The following is an 18,957-nucleotide window of genomic DNA, read 5'->3' on the forward strand; positions in this document are numbered from 1 at the left end:
GTTGAGCGAATGCAATTCCGGTTGGGCGGCTTCTGGTCTATTCCGCGTCGAGGCTTTCCACGATGATGTTGTGATTGGTGTAAATGCAGATATCGGCGGCAATGTTCATTGCGCGGCGCGCGATTTCTTCTGCACCCATGTCAGAGTCGGCCAATGCGCGCGCAGCCGCCAGCGCATAATTGCCGCCCGAACCAATCGCCATGATGCCCTGCTCCGGCTCCAGCACGTCGCCGGTGCCCGTCAGGGCAAGCGTCACCTTGCTGTCTGCCACCAGCATCATTGCCTCCAGCCTGCGCAGATAGCGATCGGTGCGCCAGTCCTTTGCAAGTTCGACTGAGGCGCGCATCAGCTGGTCAGGATATTGTTCAAGTTTGGCTTCAAGACGTTCAAGCAGGGTAAAGGCGTCGGCTGTTGCGCCCGCAAAACCGGCAATGACATTGCCCTTGCCGATGCGGCGCACCTTGCGGGCATTGCCCTTCATGACCGTATTGCCAAGTGAGACCTGTCCGTCACCGGCAATGACGACCTTGCCGCCTTTGCGAACCGTGACAATGGTCGTGCCGTATATCGTGGTTGGATTATGGTCGATCATCTATGCTCCTTTAGCGGATGGCACGACCCCGGATGGCAATCGTACAACCCCTTTTGCTGCGGTGAATGAGTTTCACCCTGCGCTTTATTCAGGCAGAATCTCTGGCTGAATCGCGCCTTGAACTGAATATTTAAGATGAGCTTGGCGAATTGCAATTGGTGAAGTGTATTTACCGCTTGTGGCAAAAGCATTTGGCAAAGTTGTCAAGCTGTTCTAGAAGGCGGCATGCACAATATGTGAGGCAGATCATGGTTTCCGAAAGCACCCGCAAGGCCAGTGTCGAGCGTTCGACGAAAGAAACGAGCATTGCCGTATCGGTCGATCTCGACGGCACGGGCACGTTTGACATAACAACCGGCGTTGGCTTTTTTGACCACATGCTGGAACAGCTTTCCCGCCACTCGCTGATCGATATGCGCGTGATGGCAAAGGGCGATCTGCATATTGATGACCATCATACGGTGGAAGATACCGGCATTGCGCTTGGCCAGGCGGTCGCCAGGGCGCTTGGCGAACGGCGTGGCATTGTACGTTATGCCTCGCTTGATCTGGCCATGGACGAAACGCTGACCAGTGCGGCGGTTGATGTGTCTGGTCGTCCGTTCCTTGTCTGGAATGTCAATTTCTCTGCCCCCAAGATCGGCACGTTCGATACAGAACTGGTGCGTGAATTCTTCCAGGCCTTTGCACAGAATGCCGGCATTACGCTGCATGTGAACAACCGTTACGGCATCAACAACCACCATATTGCCGAAACCGTGTTCAAGGCAGTTGCGCGCACCCTGCGGGCGGCGATTGAAATCGATCCGCGTCAGAGTGACAGGATTCCGTCCACGAAGGGCTCACTGAAAGGCTGAAGGCCATGGCACAATTCGTCGTTCTTGAACGGCCTGGCGCCAAAGGCGCTGAAGAGGCCTGTTTCGTGCGCGACGGTTTTTCACCCATTGCCCTGATCATGCCTCTTCTCTGGCTGTTGTTTCAACGTCTCTGGTTTGAAGCGGCAGCCGTTTTTGGTATCAGCCTTCTGCTCGGCCTCGGCGCAAGCCATTTTGGCGCTGCCGGTGCTGCAACGGCGCTTTCCATGCTGGTTTCACTCTTCGTCGCACTCGAAGGACGCAATTGGAAGATTGCGAAATTACGCCGACAAGGTTATGCGGAACGCGCGGCAATCGCGGCCGATGATCTGGAAGAAGCGGAACTGCGTTATTTCTCTCATCGCCAACCAGATGCTGAAAACAATGCGGAGCATCCCCTGCCCCAACGCCAGTGGGACAAGCCCCGCTCGATACATACCCCTCTTGGCCCAACCATCGGTCTGGTCGGGCATCGCGGAGAAGATTGAACATGCGTGTCGCTATTATTGACTATGGTTCCGGCAACCTTCGCTCGGCCACCAAGGCCTTTGAACGCGCCGCGCATGAAAGCGGCATTGCAGCTGAAATCGAACTGACGGCAGATGCCGAGCGGGTCGCCAGCGCTGATCGCATCGTATTGCCCGGCGTGGGCGCCTATGCCGATTGTCGTCGTGGCCTTGATGCCGTGCCCGGCATGGTCGAGGCTCTGGAGGAAAGCGTGCGTCAGAAGGGGCGTCCTTTCCTTGGCATCTGCGTCGGCATGCAGCTCATGTCCGAGCGTGGCCTTGAAAAGGAAGTCACCAGAGGACTTGGCTGGATTGCCGGTGATGTGCGTGAAATGACCCCATCGGATCCGGCGCTCAAGATTCCACAGATCGGCTGGAACCGGATTCACGTGAAACATTATCATCCGATCTTTGCAGGAATCCCCACGGGTGAGGATGGTCTGCATGCCTATTTCGTCCACTCCTATATGCTGGAGGCGACCAACAAGGACGACGTTCTGGCCGTGACCGATTATGGCGGCGAGGTGACCGCCGCTGTTGGACGCGACAATATGGTCGGCACCCAGTTCCATCCCGAAAAGAGCCAGTTGCTTGGCCTTTCACTCATTGCCAATTTCCTCAAATGGAAGCCTTGATATAAAATGATCCTGTTTCCCGCCATCGATTTGAAAGACGGTCAATGCGTACGCCTGAAACTGGGCGATATGGATCAGGCGACCGTATACAACACTGACCCGGCTGCACAGGCAAAAGCCTTTGAAGATCAGGGCTTTGAATGGCTGCATGTTGTTGACCTCAACGGTGCCTTTGCTGGCGAAAGCGTCAATGGCGCTGCCGTTGAAGCAATCCTGAAGGCAACCAAGAATCCGGTACAGCTTGGCGGTGGCATCCGCACGCTGCAGCATATTGAAAACTGGCTCTCCAAAGGGCTTCGCCGCGTCATTCTTGGCACGGTGGCCGTGCGCAATCCGGCTCTGGTCATTGAAGCCTGCAGGCTGTTTCCGGGGCAGATCGCCGTTGGCATTGATGCCAAGGGTGGAAAGGTTGCGGTTGAAGGCTGGGCGGAAGCGTCTGAACTCGGTGTGGTTGAACTTGCCAAGAAGTTTGAAGGTGCTGGCGTTGCCGCCATCATCTATACCGACATTGATCGTGATGGCGTTCTGGCCGGCATCAACTGGGAGTCGACGCTGCATCTGGCTGAAAGCGTCTCCATTCCGGTGATTGCATCGGGCGGGCTTGCGTCGATGGATGATATCAGACGACTGGCTGCGCCTGAATCGCGCAAGCTTGAAGGCGCGATTTCGGGTCGCGCGCTCTATGATGGGCGCATTGATCCGGCCGAAGCTCTGTCAGTTTTGAGGGCCGCAGCATGAGTTTGAAAGCGCGTGTCATTCCCTGCCTCGATGTCAAGGATGGACGAGTAGTCAAGGGCGTCAATTTCGTAGACCTGATCGATGCCGGTGATCCGGTGGAAGCAGCCCGCGCCTATGATGCGGCCGGTGCCGACGAGCTTTGCTTCCTCGACATCACGGCTTCTTCCGACAATCGCGAGACGATCTTTGATGTCGTTGCCCGTACGGCTGAACAATGTTTCATGCCGCTTACCGTTGGCGGTGGCGTACGGCAGGTTTCTGATATCCGCAGGCTTCTGCTTGCAGGTGCCGACAAGGTGTCGATCAATACGGCTGCGGTCAAGAATCCGGATTTTGTTGCCGAAGCTGCCGACAAGTTCGGTAATCAGTGCATTGTTGTCGCTATTGACGCCAAGAAGGTTTCAAGGGAAGGCGAGACTGACCGCTGGGAAATCTTCACCCATGGCGGACGCCAGCCAACCGGCATTGATGCTGTTGAATTTGCGCGCAAGGTTGTTGATCTCGGCGCCGGCGAAATTCTGCTTACCTCGATGGATCGCGATGGCACCAAGGCTGGTTATGATGTCGCGCTGACACGTGCTGTCGCCGACAGCGTGCGTGCGCCGGTCATTGCTTCGGGTGGTGTTGGCACGCTTGATCATCTGGTTGCGGGCATTCGGGATGGTCATGCGACTGCGGTTCTTGCTGCCTCGATCTTCCATTTTGGCACTTACACGATCAGTGAGGCCAAGCGCCATATGGCCGAGGCCGGCATTCCGGTGCGCCTCGATCCGGTGCGTTGATTGTTGAATTCCTCAGGAGAAAGACGATGAGCCAGTTTACGCTTGCCGATCTTGAACGCATTGTCGGCGAACGCGCCGGCGTGACGGACGGCTCGTCCTACACAGCCAGCCTTGTCGCCAGGGGCCAGCTCAAGGCTGCGCAGAAGCTCGGCGAGGAAGCGGTCGAAACTGTGATTGCCGCGGTGGCGGGTGATCATAAGGGCGTGGTTTCTGAAAGCGCTGATCTTTTGTATCACCTGCTTGTGGTATGGAAAATTGCCGGCGTGTCGCTGGATGAAGTTTTGGGAGAGCTTCAGCGCCGCACGGGACAATCCGGTCTGGAAGAAAAGGCAGGTCGGTCCAGGGGCTGAAGGGAGCGGCATTGATGTGGGAAAAACTCGACCAGCTCACGCCGTCGCGCTATTCGCCTTACCGTTTTTTTACGGCGGAGGAATGGGCGGCCTTTCGCGCCGATACGCCTCTGACCCTGACCTATGACGAGGTCAAACGGCTGCGCTCGCTGGGCGATCCGGTTGATCTGGACGAAGTGCGCCGCATCTATCTTTCCTTGTCACGCCTGTTGTCGGCGCATGTTGAGGCAAGCCAGCTTTTGTTTCAGCAACGCAAGCAGTTCCTCAACATGGATGACAGCCTCAAGACGCCATTCATCATTGGTGTTGCGGGTTCGGTCGCGGTCGGCAAATCGACAACTGCCCGTATTCTGAAGGAACTGCTTGCTCGCTGGCCATCAAGCCCGAAGGTCGATCTGGTGACGACCGACGGTTTTCTTTATCCGAATGCGGTTCTGCGCGAGCAGAATCTGATGGAGCGCAAGGGTTTCCCCGAAAGCTATGATGTCGGCGCGCTGTTGCGCTTTCTGTCGGCGATCAAGGCGGGTATGCGTGAAGTGCGCGCACCGGTCTATTCGCATCTGAGCTATGATGTTCTGCCGAATGAATATCAGGTGATCGACAAGCCAGACATCCTGATTTTCGAGGGTATCAATGTGCTGCAGGTGCGCGATCTGCCGGAAGACGGCAAGATGGTGCCCTTCGTTTCCGACTTTTTCGATTTTTCGATTTATATCGATGCCGATCCGGAACTGATCCACAAATGGTATATTGACCGCTTCATGCGTCTGCGTGAGACGGCGTTCCGCAATCCGCAATCCTTCTTCCATCGCTATTCGCAATTGTCGGAAAGTGCGGCCCGGCTGATTGCCGAAGGTCTGTGGCAGAATATCAATCTGAAGAATCTGCGCGAAAATATCCTGCCGACGCGTCCGCGCGCCGATCTCATCCTGCGCAAGGGCAGCAATCACCTGATTGAAGAAGTCGCCCTGCGCAAGATCTGACGGCGCAAGGCCTTTGGCTGATTGGGCATTCCGCGGTCATGTGCGAATGCGTGCGCTGAATGTTAGTCGAATTGTACCTTCCCCCTGCCCTTCTTGATTTCCGCGCGACCGGATTTTGCTTTCAGACGTCGTTCGACTGAGCCGCGGGTGGGACGGGTCTTCTTGCGCGGCGGCGGCGGTGGCTCGGCAGCCTTGGCGATGAGCGCAATCAGGCGTTCCCGCGCATCTTCACGGTTGCGCTCTTGGGTGCGAAAGCGGTTGGCTTCAATCAGGACATCACCGTCCTTGGTTCCCTTCTGGCCAGCCAGCTTGAACAGGCGCACAAGCACCTCCTCCGGTAAGCCGGAACGCGCGGCACGAAAGCGCAACTGCACCGCAGTTGAGACCTTGTTGACATTCTGGCCGCCTGGCCCGGAAGCGCGGATGAAGGTTTCCTCAAGGTCATCCTCGCGGATGCTGAGGCGCTTGCTGATGCGGATGATGTTGCGGCTTTCTTCCATGTCGGAAGGATTATACTGCTTTTGCGCTGCCGCACACTGCAGAAAGGCAGAACCCAAAAGAAAACCCGGCTGAAGCCGGGTTTTCTGTCATGATAGACAGTCTTGCCTTATTCGGCCGCCACGCGGACAGCCGGGGCTGCTTCACGCACTGCATTGTCGACATGGCTTTCGAACTTTTCGAAGTTCTTGATGAACATGTCGGCCAGCTTGCGCGCCTGTGCGTCATAGGCGTCCTTGTCAGTCCAAGTCGAGCGCGGATCAAGGATTGCGCTGTCAACGCCCGGAACGGCAACCGGAACAGCAAAGCCGAAATTCGGATCGATGCGGAATTCGGCATCGTTGAGCGAACCGTCAAGGGCGGCACCTAGCAATGCGCGGGTAGCCTTGATCGGCATGCGCTTGCCAACACCATAAGCACCGCCCGTCCAGCCGGTATTGACCAGCCAGCAGTCGACATTGTGCTTGGCAATCAGTTCACGCAGCAGATTGCCATATTCCGAAGGATGGCGTGGCATGAACGGCGCGCCAAAGCAGGTCGAGAAGGTTGCTTCCGGTTCGGTAACACCTTTTTCCGTACCGGCAACCTTGGCGGTGTAGCCCGACAGGAAGTGGTACATGGCCTGAGCCGGGGTCAGCTTGGCAATCGGTGGCATGACGCCGAATGCATCGGCCGTCAGCATGATGATGTTCCTTGGCTGGCCGCCGCGACCCGTTGACGAAGCATTCGGGATGAAGTTGAGCGGATAGGCGCAACGGGTGTTTTCCGTCAGCGAGCCATCGTTGAAGTCCGGTTCGCGGTTTTCGTCGAGAACAACATTTTCCAGAACCGTGCCGAAACGCTGCGTGGTTGCATAGATTTCCGGCTCGGCTTCAGCCGACAGACGGATGGTCTTGGCGTAGCAGCCGCCTTCGAAGTTGAATACGCCATCTTCGCCCCAGCCATGTTCATCGTCGCCGATGAGTGTGCGCGAGGCATCGGCCGAAAGCGTGGTCTTGCCGGTGCCGGACAGGCCGAAGAAGACGGCAACGTCGCCATTCTGGCCCTCATTGGCCGAGCAGTGCATCGGCATGACGCCCTTTTCAGGCAGGAGATAGTTAAGCACGGTGAAGACCGACTTCTTCATTTCGCCGGCATAGGACGTGCCGCCGATGAGAACGATCTTGCGGGTCAGGTCAACGGCGATCACCGTTTCCGAGCGGATGCCATAGCGTGCCGGATCAGCCTTGAAGGAAGGCAGGTCGATGATGGTCAGTTCCGGTACGAAAGAGGCAAGCTCCGACTGTTCCGGGCGGATCAGAAGATTGCGAATGAACAGCGAATGCCATGCATATTCGGTGACGACGCGGCTCTTGAGCTGGTACTTTTCATCCGCGCCGCCGATCAGGTCCTGTACGAACAGATCCTTGCCCTTGGCATGTTCGATGAAATCGGCAAGCAGAAGATCGAAGGCTTCCGGGGTTATCGGCTTGTTGTTGTCCCACCAGATCTGGTCTTCTGTATTGGCGTCGCGGACGATGAATTTGTCCTTCGGCGAACGGCCGGTGTGCTGGCCGGTACGTGCAACCAATGCGCCCTGGGCCGACAGTTCTGCTTCGCCTCGGCGGATGGTTTCTTCATAGAGCCGTGCAGGGCCGAGATTGTAATAGACCGTGGAGAGATCCTTCAGTCCAGTGGTGGCAATCGAAGCGGCCTTGTTGAAAATGCCGGTCTCTTTCATAGTGTCTCCGCCATTCGTTTGGTTCAATGGATAGATATGTGAAAACGCTCGTTTCGACGTGTCGAACTGGTTGGGCAGTCAAAAACAGATTAATTGATATAAATCAAATATTTAATCGATTTAAAAGTTTTGAAATTTTTTTAAATCGTTTAATGCTGCCGATATTGCTTGTAAAACAAGTTTTTGCGCACAGGCGGTGAGGGGTGGATGAGCCAGAGCCTGAAAGCCGAAAATTTGGCTGCAGAAAAGCGCTGCCACATTTTGTACCTAATTTGTACTGCAATACTGGCGTTACTATACTATATGACATGTGTGAACGGTGCATGTTCATTGCTTGGCCGGCCAGGCCGGGATGGCTTTCCGGCCCCGAAATGGGACGGATTATTTGAAGGAGAATGGTGCGTATGAAAGAACCCTCAGCAACACAGACAATTGCGCTGGTTGATGATGACCGTAACATTCTGACCTCCGTTTCCATTGCGCTCGAGTCGGAAGGCTATCGCGTGGAAACCTATACCGATGGCGCTTCGGCATTGGATGGGCTGATGGCGCGTCCGCCTAACCTTGCCATTTTCGATATCAAGATGCCCCGCATGGACGGTATGGAGCTGCTGCGCCGTCTGCGCCAGAAATCGGATTTGCCGGTGATTTTCCTCACCTCCAAGGATGATGAGATTGATGAATTGTTCGGCCTGAAAATGGGCGCGGATGATTTCATCACCAAGCCATTTTCGCAGCGCCTGCTGGTTGAACGCGTCAAGGCCGTATTGCGGCGCGTGGCGGCGCGTGATGGCAATGCAAAATCGTCTGGCCAGCAGAGCAAGTCGCTCGAACGCGGTCAGCTCGTGATGGATCAGGAGCGCCATACCTGTACATGGAAAGGCCAGCCTGTCACGCTGACGGTCACCGAATTTCTCATCCTGCATGCCTTGGCGCAGCGTCCGGGCGTAGTAAAAAGCCGTGACGCCTTGATGGATGCGGCCTATGATGAACAGGTCTATGTCGATGACCGCACGATCGATAGCCACATCAAGCGTCTGCGCAAGAAGTTCAAGCAGGTCGATGAAGATTTCGAAATGATCGAAACGCTTTATGGCGTGGGTTATCGCTTCCGCGAAGTCTGATCTCCTGTTTCAATACCATGATTGCTGGCAGCGGCATGCTGCTGGCGGTTGAACATGCGACAAGGGTATGCGCCAGGGATAAGTTGGAAGCGACATGGTCGCACAGGCCCAGAAAGATAGTCTGACAGACACGCGAGAACGCAGGGCGCGGCGACAGCGCTCTGTGCTGGTTCGCCGTATTGTCGCGCCGGTACGCCGGCTTCTGAGCCAATATCTGTTCTCCAGCCTGACACGGCGTATCCTGTTTCTCAATCTGGCAGCACTTGCGGTGCTGGTGTCCGGTATTCTTTACATGAACCAGTTCCGTGAGGGGCTGATTGATGCGAAGATTGAAAGCCTCCTGACGCAGGGCAAGATCATAGCCGGTGCGATTTCGGCCTCGGCCACGATTGACACCAATTCGCTGATGATCGATCCGGAAAAGCTGCTTGAGCTGCAGGCCGGCCAGAGCATAACCCCCTCGCCTGATTCGCCGGACAATTGGGAATTCCCCATCAATCCGGAAAAAGTTTCGCCATTGCTGCGCCGTCTGATCTCGCCGACCAGCACGCGTGCGCGCATCTATGACCGTTACGCCAATCTGCTGCTTGATTCGCGTGCGCTCTATTCATCCAATCTGCCCTCGGCAGGCCCGGTGCTGCGCTATGATCTGCCGCCGATCGATCAGGAAAAGCCGGGCCTCTGGCAGCGTATTCTCGCTCATCTCTCGCGGCTCATGCATGGCGACCTGCCCGTCTATCAGGAACAGCCTGGCACCAATGGGCTGGCCTATCCGGAAATCGTCAAGGCGCTGAGCGGCATACCGCAAACCGCACAAAGACGCGGCGACAAGGGTGAGCTGGTCGTGTCCGTGGCCGTACCGATCCAGCGCTCGCGTGCCATTCTTGGGGTTTTGCTGCTTTCCACCGAGGGCGATGACATCGACAAGATCGTGCAGGCCGAACGCATGGCCGTGTTCCGGGTTTTCGGCGTCGTTGCCGTGGTAATGGTGATCCTGTCGCTGTTTCTTGCCTCTACAATCGCAAGTCCACTGCGCAAACTGTCAGCGGCTGCCGACCGCGTCCGTCTGGGTGTCAAAAGCCGCGTGGAAATTCCGGATTTTTCTGAACGACAGGATGAAGTCGGCCATCTTTCGGCATCGATTCGCGCCATGACGGACGCGCTTTATACGCGTATTGAGGCGATCGAAAGTTTTGCCGCCGATGTCAGCCACGAGCTGAAAAACCCCCTCACCTCTCTGCGCAGTGCGGTTGAGACCCTGCCGCTGGCCAAGACCGATGAATCGCGCAAGCGTCTGCTGGATGTCATCCAGCATGACGTGCGCCGCCTTGACCGTCTGATCACCGATATTTCCGATGCCTCGCGCCTTGATGCGGAACTGGCGCGCGAGCATGCCGAAAAGGTGGACATGAAGACGCTGCTCTCCAATCTGATTGCCGCGGCAAGAGAAGTGCGCCGCAACAAGGTTGGTACGGAAATCATCTTCAATGTCGGCAAGCCGCCGGCCGGCAAGAAGGGATTTTATGTCACGGGCCATGACCTGCGGCTTGGTCAGGTTGTCAGCAATCTGATTGAAAATGCACGTTCCTTTGTCCCGGAAGATACGGGACGCATTGTCGTGACACTTTTTGGTCAGGGCAATCGCGTGCGGGTCACCGTTGAAGACAACGGTCCGGGCATTCCGATTGAAAATATCGAGCGGATTTTCGAGCGGTTTTATACCGATCGCCCTGCTTCCGAGGCATTCGGCCAGAATTCTGGGCTTGGCCTGTCGATCAGCCGCCAGATTGTTGAAGCCCATGGCGGCACGCTGACAGCGGAAAATATCACCAGCCGGGATCAGCCGGGCAAGGTGCTGGGCGCGCGCTTCATAGTTGATCTTCCGGCCAGCAAATAGGTCTTGTTTCATGAGGGATGAGGAACGCAGCGGCATTCATGCGACAACGGTCCAGCTGAATGGCCGCGGCATAATCATCATGGGCAAATCGGGCGCTGGCAAGACAGAACTGGCCCTGACCCTGATTGAACGCGCGCGGCTGAGAGGAGAAAAAGCAGCCCTTGTTGCGGATGACCGCACCTTGCTGAAGGTGGAAAACGACAGGCTGATCGCCAGCGTTCCTTATGCCATGGCAGGTGGCGTTGAAATTCGCGGCGCTGGTCTGTTTTGCGTTCCCTTTGTCCGCTCCACCACGGTGGATCTTGCCGTGATACTGGTTGGAAGCGAGCAGGCGGAGCGTTATCCCGGCGGCGGCACAATGACCTTTCTGGATATAGCCCTGCCCCGCCTTTTGTTGCCTGCGCTGTCGTCCAATGGTGATTCAAACGCACTTTCGCGCGCCATTGAAGCCTATCTTTTCTATCAGCCCTGGTCGCCAAAGACGGCATGACCGGGCGATCACGCATCATGCGCGATGGATCATCTGTGTACTTTATCTGCCATTGCAGGAATGTGGGGCTTGCAACAATGCGCAGCAAGCTGCAGCCTGAAGGGCGTAATGTTTTTGTCACACTGCGGCATTTTGCATATTTCGCTATTGGTTGAGAGTTTTTACTTGATATAAAATGGAATGCCTTGCCAAGATGCGCTACTTGTCGGCGATGTTCCGGCGGGGTTTTTGTGCCATCTGCATCTCTGGCGGGAAAGCGGCGGGCACACGACAGGAGCTTTCAAAATATGATCGGACTCGTGCTTGTTACGCACGGAAGGTTAGCCGAAGAATTCTTGCATGCCGTTGAGCATGTCGTCGGCCCTCAGAAAAATTTTGAGATTGTCTGCATCGGTGCGGAAGACGATATGGAGCAGCGTCGCCGCGATATCATGGACGCCGTAGAGCGTTCCAACAGTGGGCGCGGTGTCATCATTCTTACCGATATGTTTGGTGGCACACCGTCCAATCTGGCGATTTCCGTAATGAAGGAAGGCGAGATCGAGGTCATTGCAGGCGTCAATCTGCCAATGCTGATCAAGCTTTCCAGCGTGCGAATCGCTGGAGAAATGAAGACCGCATTGCGTGAGGCGCAGGAGGCTGGTCGCAAATATATCAATGTCGCCAGTCAGGTACTGACAGGAAAATAAACATGCATTCAGGCGTATCCGTCAGCGGGGATTATGATCCCGATACGGCCATCACGCGGTCGATGGAGATCATAAACAAGCGCGGACTTCATGCGCGGGCTTCGGCAAAATTCGTTCAGCTTGTTGAAGGGTTCAATGCGCATGTCCGTGTCAGCAAGGATGGTGTGACTGTTGGCGGAACATCGATCATGGGCTTGATGATGCTTGCAGCCTCGCCCGGCTGCTGCATCGAGGTAAGTGCTTCGGGTGAAGATGCGGTTGCCGTTCTGGATGCACTGGAAGCGCTGATTGCCGGCAAGTTCGGCGAGGAATGCTGATCTTCAGCCCGGCTGAACCTGATCTTTGCCTGCTTTCGGGCGGGTCTGGCGTGTGGCCGGGAGACGCTCCTCATCCTTGTGCGATGAGCCTTGGCAATATGCACGTATAAAGATTTCTTTATATCGAGTTGTACTCTTGATTTCGATCTGGTAGTCAATGCCAGAACGAAGCCTGTTTTCATTTGTCTCTGCCTTCGGGCTTCAAAACGAATTTGATTGGAGCAATCGATGACTGCCAGCCAGGATTATATCGTCAGGGATATCAGCCTCGCCGATTGGGGCCGCAAGGAAATCGAAATCGCGGAAACCGAAATGCCGGGTCTGATGGCTGCGCGCGAAGAATTCGGCAAGTCGAAGCCGCTGAAAGGTGCGCGTATTTCCGGCTCGCTGCACATGACCATTCAGACTGCCGTTCTGATCGAGACCTTGAAGGTTCTTGGCGCTGAAGTCCGTTGGGCTTCCTGCAATATTTTCTCGACGCAGGATCATGCAGCGGCTGCAATTGCTGCAACAGGCACGCCGGTTTTTGCTGTCAAAGGCGAAACGCTTGAAGAGTACTGGTCTTATACGGACAAGATTTTCCAGTGGCCGGATGGCGAACCATCCAACATGATCCTTGATGATGGCGGTGATGCCACCATGTATATTCTGGTTGGTGCACGCGCTGAAGCCGGCGAAGATGTGCTGTCCAATCCGCAGAACGAGGAAGAAGCGGTTTTCTTTGCGCAGATCAGAAAGCGCATGGCGGAAACGCCGGGCTTCTTCACGCGTCAACGTGCGGCCATCAAGGGCGTGACGGAAGAAACGACTACAGGCGTCAACCGCCTCTACCAGTTGCAGAAGAAGGGCCTCCTGCCCTTCCCGGCCATCAACGTCAATGACAGTGTCACCAAGTCGAAATTCGACAACAAATATGGCTGCAAGGAATCGCTCGTTGACGGCATCCGCCGTGGCACGGACGTGATGATGGCCGGCAAGGTGGCAATCGTCTGCGGTTACGGCGACGTCGGCAAAGGTTCGGCGCAGTCACTGGCAGGCGCTGGCGCCCGCGTCAAGGTGACGGAAGCAGATCCGATCTGCGCGCTTCAGGCCGCAATGGACGGTTTTGAGGTTGTGACACTGGATGATGCCGCGCCAACTGCCGATATCGTGATTACCGCGACCGGCAATCGCGACGTCATTACGATCGATCATATGCGCAAGTTCAAGGATATGTGCATTGTCGGCAATATCGGCCATTTCGATAATGAAATTCAGGTCGCCGCCCTGCGCAATCTGAAGTGGACCAATATCAAGCCGCAGGTTGATATGATCGAATTCCCGGATGGCAAGCGCATCATCCTTCTGTCGGAAGGCCGACTGCTTAATCTCGGCAATGCGACGGGTCACCCAAGCTTTGTCATGTCGGCATCCTTCACCAATCAGGTGCTGGCACAGATCGAACTTTTCACCCGTTCCGAGGCCTACAGGAACGAAGTCTATGTTCTGCCGAAGAAGCTCGATGAGAAGGTTGCCCGCCTGCATCTGGACAAGCTTGGCGCCAAGCTGACGGTGCTGACAGAAGAACAGGCTGCCTATATTGGCGTTAGCCCACAGGGCCCATTCAAGCCGGATCACTACAGGTATTAATGATCCATTAACCAATACACTACATCTTGAGACCGGATGATATACCCATCGTCCGGTCTTTCTTTTTGCATAGAACACGCTTCACGTAAAATCGCTGGAAGGGTATTGTGTAAGCGAATCAACGTGTTTTGCGGGTATATGCGTTCTGCGTTTTTTGCCTTTACCGGTGAGAAACGATGGGCGCGTTTACGCATGGTGAATGTTTCAGGGCAGGCCGGTGCCAGCATTGTGGCGATGTGTGGAACTGGCGGAATGTGGATCGGGTGGCAGTCGGCTTGGCGATTGTCGCAGGTGGTGGAGAACAGGGAAATATGCCAGAGGTCGGCTCAATCACGCGCATTCGGAAACTTTCCGCAGTGATCGCTGACGCAAAGACGGTTGCTCCCCTCGCCTCGGTTCTGGCCTCCCTTGGCCGGATTGTACGGACAAATCTGCTCAAGGCCGGCATTTCCTCGCTTGCCGTCTTTGCTGCCGCGCCAGCCTTTGCGCAGGGTGTCGAGGGCAGCCCGCGCATCACGCTTCCCTTTCTTGGAACCAGCGTCGGCGCGTTTGAGGTCATCCAGTTTTCCATGTTCCTGGGCGCCATGGGAGCTGCCCTGCTTTCTGCCGGCTGGCTGATCCGCGACCGCTCCCGCATTGCCGCCGAAAATGATGCGCTGCGGGAAAAATTCGGCGAAATGAGCCTGGTGGCAAAGCGCAATGATGCCCTGCTCAATTTCACCGATCAGCGGGTGATCGTCTGGGATAGTCACAGCGCCCGTGCCGATGTGGTCGGCCAGCTTCCCAGGGAATGTGGCGTGCCGGAAGACCGTTCCGGGTTTCTCGCCTTTGGCTTGTGGCTGCGCCCGCAATCGGTGGCAGAACTTGAACATGCGATTGAAAATCTGCGCCAGACCGCTCAGGCTTTCGATCTTACGGTTGAAACCGGCAATGGCACCTTGATCGGGGTACAGGGGCGCACATCCGGCGCACTGGCGATTGTGCGTTTTTGCAGTCTGCAGGGCGTGCAGGCCAAATGCGCGGCGCTGGAGCTGCAAAACCGCGAATATCTGAAGAAACTCGATCTGCTGCGTCATCTGCTTGAGAAGCTCGACCAGCCGGTCTGGGCGCGCGATGCACAGGGCCGGATCGAGTGGGTCAACAGTGCCTATGCCCATGCGGTCGACATGACGGATGCGGGAGTGGCGGCGGCTGAAGGGCGTGAACTGTTCAGTGCCCAGACCCGTCAGCGGCTGGAGCGTGACCGCCTTGCCGAGCCTGACCTGCATGAGCAATTGCCTGCGGTTGTGCGCGGTGACCGGCGCATATTTGACGTGACGGATGTCAGCTCCGATGTGGGTTCAGTCGGCATAGGCATTGATCTCAGCGAGGCAGAACGCATCCGCGATGAATTGCAGCGTACGCTGAAAAGCCATTCGGAAACTCTGGATCAGCTGTCGACGGCCGTTGCCATCTTCGATCCGGACATGAAGTTGCAATTCTTCAATCAGGCTTTCGTCAAGCTCTGGTCGCTTGATGTGGCCTGGCTGGAAACCCAGCCAAGCAATACGCTGCTGTTTGACCGTCTGCGCTCGGAAGGCAAGCTGCCCGAACAGCCGGAATGGCGCAAATGGAAGGATTCGATGCTTTCCGCCTATCGCGCCGTCGAGCCGCAGGAACATATGTGGCATCTGCCCGATACGCGCATCATGCGCGTGGTCGCCAATCCGCATCCGCAGGGCGGCGTGACCTGGTTCTTCGAGAACATGACGGAAAAATTCGAGCTCGAAAGCCGGTACAATACGCTGATCCGCATGCAGGGCGAAACGCTTGACCATCTTGAGGAAGCCGTGGCCGTGTTTGGCTCTGATGGTCGCCTGCGCTTGTCCAATCCGTCCTTTGCCGACATCTGGTCGCTGCCCACATCCATGGTCGGGGAAGGCACGCATATTTCAACGATTGCAAAACTGTGCAGCCAGCGCGGCGGCAATGGCCTCTGGAACGAGTTCGTGTCCAAGGTTGCCGGCTTCAATGACAAGCGCGATGGCTCTTCGGGGCAGGTGGAACTCGATGATGGCGTCGTGCTGTCCTATGCGCTTGTCCCGCTGCCCAAGGGGCAGACCATGCTCACCTTCATTGACGTCACCGATACGATGCGCGTCCAGAAGGCCTTGCAGGAAAAGAATGAGGCGCTCGAACTCGCCGACCAGATCAAGAACGATTTCGTCCAGCACGTTTCCTACGAGCTGCGTTCGCCGCTGACCAACATCATCGGCTTTACCGAACTCCTGCAAACCCCGGCCTTTGGCTCGCTCAACGAGCGTCAGCTCGAATATCTTGACCATATCAGCACCTCGTCTCAGGTGCTGCTCACCATCGTCAATGATATTCTTGATCTGGCCACCGTTGATGCCGGCATCATGGAGCTTGAATATAGCGATGTTTCCGTGCCGGAAGTGATTTCGGCTGCGGCCGCGCGCGTCAGTGAACGCATGCGCGATCACAATATCGCGCTGGATGTCGATATTGAAAGCGATGTCGGCGTGTTCAAGGCTGACGCCAATCGCGTGCGTCAGATCCTGTTCAACCTGCTCTCCAATGCCGCCAATTATGCGCCGGAAGGCTCGACAGTTTCGCTGCAGGTGATGCGCGAAGGCAATGATACGGTCTTTGCCGTGCATGATGATGGGCCAGGCATGCCGGAAGATGTGCTGGACACGGTCTTCAAGCGCTTCCAGTCTTATGCCAATGGCGGCCGCCGCCGCGGTGCAGGGCTTGGTCTTGCCATTGTGAAGAGTTTTGTCGAGCTGCATGGCGGCTCGGTGGAGATAGAAACGGGCGAGGGACGTGGAACAACCGTCATTTGCCGCTTCCCATCCGAGGCACGCAGCTTCCGCGCAGCTGCCGAATAAGGTAGATGGGGCTATATGAGCGCCCAGATTGTACATCTTGACCATTTCCTGCCCGATGAGGCCGCAACGAAACGTTTTGGCGAGGATTTCGCCCTTGCGTTGCAAAAAGGCGATCTCGTCACGCTTTCCGGCGATCTTGGTGCAGGAAAATCATCGCTTGCCCGCGCCATCATCCGCTCGATTGCCGATGATGAATGGCTGGAAGTGCCAAGCCCGACATTCACATTGGTGCAGAGCTATGAGGCGTTACGCCTGCCGATTGCTCATGCCGATCTTTATCGCATTTCATCAGGTGAAGAACTGGACGAGCTGGGCCTGAGCGAATTCTTGCTTGATGGCGCGGTTCTCGCCGAATGGCCGGAGCAGGGTGAAGGCTATTTGCCCGAGGCGAATTTTGCTGTCACGCTGACGCATGAAGGGGCAGGGCGGCGCATTCATATTGAAGGCCCGGCATCTGCCATGGCGCGGCTCCGGCGCTCACTGGCAATACGCGCCTTTCTTGAGGCCAATGGACGGGCAGGGGCGACGCGGCGCTATTTGCAGGGTGATGCCAGCCCGCGCAAATATGAGACCATTGCGAGCGCAGCCGGCGTTGAAATCCTGATGAATGCGCCACAAATGCCTTATGATCCGCCTTTGCGCAATGGCAAATCCTATCGCCAGATTGCCCATCTTGCCGAAAATATTCTGGCCTTTGCCGCCATTGACGGCCTTTTGGCACGCCATGGTTTCCGTGTGCCGCAGATGCGCGCAGCCGATCTTGAGGCCGGTTTTCTGGTGCTGGAAAATCTGGGCGCTGAAGGCATTCGGGATGAAAATGGCAAGCCGATAGCGGAGCGCTATGAAGCGGCAGGCCGTTTTCTTGCTCATCTTCATGACGTGCAATGGCCCGATCATGCACCGGTTCCCGGCCACCCGGATCATGTCATTGCGGATTTTGACCGCGATGCCATGATGATCGAGGTAAGCCTCGTTGGTCAGTGGTATGCACCGCGCATGATGGGGCGAAAGCTCACCGATGAAGAAATGCAGAGCTATGAAGCGGCATGGGATGAGGTGATCCGCGCCTTGGCGGATGTCGAAAAAAGTCTGCTTTTGCGTGATTATCATTCGCCAAACCTGTTCTGGTTTCCGCAAGCATCCGGCAAGGACAGGATCGGCATCATTGATTTTCAGGATGCGATGATCGGGCCTGCCGCTTATGACGTGGCCTCGCTGGCGCTTGATGCGCGCGTGACCATTCCGCGTGCACTGGAGCAGGCGGTGATTGCGGCCTATTGCGATGAACGCCGCAAGCTCGACCATGCGTTTGATGAGGCTCTGTTTTACAAGGCCTATGCTGCCATGGGCGCACAGCGCAATGCCAAGCTGCTTGGTCTTTTCGTTCGCCTTGATGAACGCGATGGCAAGCCGGATTATCTCAAGCATCTGCCGCGCATTCATGATTATCTCGCCCGTGTTCTGGTGCATCCGGTCATGGCGCCGGTGGCGGCATGGTTCCGCGCGATGGGCTTGTTGCAGGAAGGATCAGCGCCCGATGAAAATGCCTGAAACGGCAATGGTGCTTGCCGCGGGGCTTGGCAAGCGCATGCGTCCGATTACGGAAACAATGCCCAAGCCAATGGTCAAGGTGGCGGGAAAGCCGCTCATTGACTGGTGCCTGGAGCCGGTACAGCGCGCTGGCGTCAAAAAGGCGGTTGTCAATGTGCATTACCTGGCCGACCAGATCGAGGCGCATCTCAAGGATTGCAAGGGGCCGCGCATCGTCATTTCCGATGAGCGCGAATTGCTGCTCGATTCTGCCGGCGGTATCATCAATGCCCTGCCGCAACTGGGGGCAGAGCCTTTCTTCATCCTCAATGCCGATACGTTCTGGGTGGGGGATGAGGCCGATCCCAATCTGCCCCGTCTGGCAAAGGCCTGGGACGATGCCGCCATGGATATTCTGCTCATGACGACGCGGTTTGATCAGGCAACTGGGTTTGAAGGTACGGGCGATTTTGTTGCCGATGAAGAAGGTCGCCTGCGCCGTGCACGCGATGTGGCAGGAAGTCCGGTCATCTATGCCGGTGCCGGCATCATCCATCCGCGCATTTTTTCAGGAGCGCAGCGGGGTGTCGCATCGCTCAACACCTATTTTGATGCTGCGATTGCAACGGGCAGGCTGTATGGTCTGCCCATGGTCGGGCATTGGTTGACTGTGGGAACGCCAGAGGCCATCGACAAGGCGGAGGCTGCATTGTCTGCTCTTGTCTAGCGCAG

General features: G+C 56.4%; 19 protein-coding genes. 16 read left to right on the forward strand and 3 right to left on the reverse strand.

The features are described from left to right. Window positions 1-37: 37 nt before the first annotated feature. Window positions 38-592: an ATP-dependent protease subunit HslV gene (gene hslV, locus ACFO1V_RS04385; protein ID WP_374832154.1), complete on the reverse strand. Its 555-nt coding sequence runs from the start codon at window positions 590-592 to the stop codon at window positions 38-40. A gap of 248 nt (window positions 593-840) precedes the next feature. Here hslV and hisB point away from each other — a divergent pair, with 248 nt between their 5' ends. Genes hisB through coaA form a run of 7 tightly spaced genes read left to right on the forward strand, consistent with a single transcriptional unit; the run spans window position 841 to window position 5,440 of the window. Further along, window positions 841-1,449, forward strand: a complete 609-nt coding sequence (gene hisB / locus ACFO1V_RS04390; protein WP_374832156.1) for an imidazoleglycerol-phosphate dehydratase HisB — start codon at window positions 841-843, stop codon at window positions 1,447-1,449. Between the two features lie 5 nt (window positions 1,450-1,454). Next, a complete protein-coding gene (locus ACFO1V_RS04395) occupies window positions 1,455-1,934 on the forward strand; it encodes a DUF2628 domain-containing protein (protein ID WP_374832158.1) in 480 nt (159 codons plus the stop codon). Between the two features lie 2 nt (window positions 1,935-1,936). Continuing rightward, window positions 1,937-2,587 carry an imidazole glycerol phosphate synthase subunit HisH gene (gene hisH, locus ACFO1V_RS04400; protein ID WP_374832160.1) on the forward strand — a complete coding sequence of 217 codons (651 nt, stop codon included), beginning with the start codon at window positions 1,937-1,939 and terminating at the stop codon, window positions 2,585-2,587. 6 nt (window positions 2,588-2,593) lie between these two features. Then, window positions 2,594-3,325: a 1-(5-phosphoribosyl)-5-[(5-phosphoribosylamino)methylideneamino]imidazole-4-carboxamide isomerase gene (gene hisA / locus ACFO1V_RS04405; RefSeq protein WP_374832162.1), complete on the forward strand. Its 732-nt coding sequence runs from the start codon at window positions 2,594-2,596 to the stop codon at window positions 3,323-3,325. Further along, on the forward strand, window positions 3,322-4,107 hold the full coding sequence (hisF, locus tag ACFO1V_RS04410; protein WP_374832164.1) for an imidazole glycerol phosphate synthase subunit HisF: 786 nt from the start codon (window positions 3,322-3,324) through the stop codon (window positions 4,105-4,107). The genes hisA and hisF overlap by 4 nt, the downstream gene beginning before the upstream one ends. A 26-nt stretch (window positions 4,108-4,133) precedes the next feature. Next, on the forward strand, window positions 4,134-4,457 hold the full coding sequence (locus tag ACFO1V_RS04415; RefSeq protein ID WP_374832166.1) for a phosphoribosyl-ATP diphosphatase: 324 nt from the start codon (window positions 4,134-4,136) through the stop codon (window positions 4,455-4,457). A 14-nt stretch (window positions 4,458-4,471) separates the two neighbouring features. Continuing rightward, window positions 4,472-5,440, forward strand: coding sequence for a type I pantothenate kinase (coaA, locus tag ACFO1V_RS04420; RefSeq protein WP_374832168.1), 969 nt, complete (start codon window positions 4,472-4,474; stop codon window positions 5,438-5,440). A gap of 62 nt (window positions 5,441-5,502) precedes the next feature. Here coaA and arfB read toward each other — a convergent pair whose 3' ends face one another. Next, window positions 5,503-5,940, reverse strand: a complete 438-nt coding sequence (gene arfB, locus ACFO1V_RS04425; RefSeq protein ID WP_374832235.1) for an alternative ribosome rescue aminoacyl-tRNA hydrolase ArfB — start codon at window positions 5,938-5,940, stop codon at window positions 5,503-5,505. Between the two features lie 107 nt (window positions 5,941-6,047). Beyond that, the gene (locus tag ACFO1V_RS04430; RefSeq protein ID WP_374832170.1) at window positions 6,048-7,658 is read right to left on the reverse strand and encodes a phosphoenolpyruvate carboxykinase; all 1,611 of its coding nucleotides are present in this window, start codon (window positions 7,656-7,658) and stop codon (window positions 6,048-6,050) included. A 404-nt stretch (window positions 7,659-8,062) separates the two neighbouring features. On the opposite strand from ACFO1V_RS04430, the gene ACFO1V_RS04435 reads away from it, so the two are divergent. The 9 genes from ACFO1V_RS04435 to ACFO1V_RS04475 all read left to right on the forward strand — a co-directional run bounded on the left by ACFO1V_RS04435 (window position 8,063) and on the right by ACFO1V_RS04475 (window position 18,952). After that, window positions 8,063-8,782, forward strand: coding sequence for a response regulator transcription factor (locus ACFO1V_RS04435; RefSeq protein ID WP_374832172.1), 720 nt, complete (start codon window positions 8,063-8,065; stop codon window positions 8,780-8,782). Between the two features lie 94 nt (window positions 8,783-8,876). Continuing rightward, on the forward strand, window positions 8,877-10,679 hold the full coding sequence (locus tag ACFO1V_RS04440) for a stimulus-sensing domain-containing protein (RefSeq protein WP_374832174.1): 1,803 nt from the start codon (window positions 8,877-8,879) through the stop codon (window positions 10,677-10,679). A gap of 10 nt (window positions 10,680-10,689) precedes the next feature. Continuing rightward, window positions 10,690-11,169 carry an HPr kinase/phosphorylase gene (locus ACFO1V_RS04445; protein WP_374832176.1) on the forward strand — a complete coding sequence of 160 codons (480 nt, stop codon included), beginning with the start codon at window positions 10,690-10,692 and terminating at the stop codon, window positions 11,167-11,169. 287 nt (window positions 11,170-11,456) lie between these two features. Then, window positions 11,457-11,858, forward strand: coding sequence for a PTS sugar transporter subunit IIA (locus tag ACFO1V_RS04450; RefSeq protein WP_374832178.1), 402 nt, complete (start codon window positions 11,457-11,459; stop codon window positions 11,856-11,858). 2 nt (window positions 11,859-11,860) lie between these two features. Next, window positions 11,861-12,175, forward strand: coding sequence for an HPr family phosphocarrier protein (locus ACFO1V_RS04455; protein ID WP_374832180.1), 315 nt, complete (start codon window positions 11,861-11,863; stop codon window positions 12,173-12,175). A gap of 228 nt (window positions 12,176-12,403) precedes the next feature. Beyond that, window positions 12,404-13,804, forward strand: coding sequence for an adenosylhomocysteinase (gene ahcY, locus ACFO1V_RS04460; protein WP_374832181.1), 1,401 nt, complete (start codon window positions 12,404-12,406; stop codon window positions 13,802-13,804). Window positions 13,805-14,115: 311 nt separating this feature from the next. Next, window positions 14,116-16,695 carry an ATP-binding protein gene (locus ACFO1V_RS04465; RefSeq protein WP_374832237.1) on the forward strand — a complete coding sequence of 860 codons (2,580 nt, stop codon included), beginning with the start codon at window positions 14,116-14,118 and terminating at the stop codon, window positions 16,693-16,695. Between the two features lie 15 nt (window positions 16,696-16,710). Next, window positions 16,711-18,246: a tRNA (adenosine(37)-N6)-threonylcarbamoyltransferase complex ATPase subunit type 1 TsaE gene (tsaE, locus tag ACFO1V_RS04470; RefSeq protein ID WP_374832183.1), complete on the forward strand. Its 1,536-nt coding sequence runs from the start codon at window positions 16,711-16,713 to the stop codon at window positions 18,244-18,246. After that, a complete protein-coding gene (locus ACFO1V_RS04475; RefSeq protein ID WP_374832185.1) occupies window positions 18,233-18,952 on the forward strand; it encodes a nucleotidyltransferase family protein in 720 nt (239 codons plus the stop codon). The genes tsaE and ACFO1V_RS04475 overlap by 14 nt, the downstream gene beginning before the upstream one ends. Window positions 18,953-18,957: the final 5 nt, after the last annotated feature.

Origin of the sequence: Daeguia caeni, assembly GCF_042653845.1 — a bacterium.
Lineage (GTDB): Bacteria > Pseudomonadota > Alphaproteobacteria > Rhizobiales > Rhizobiaceae > Brucella > Brucella caeni.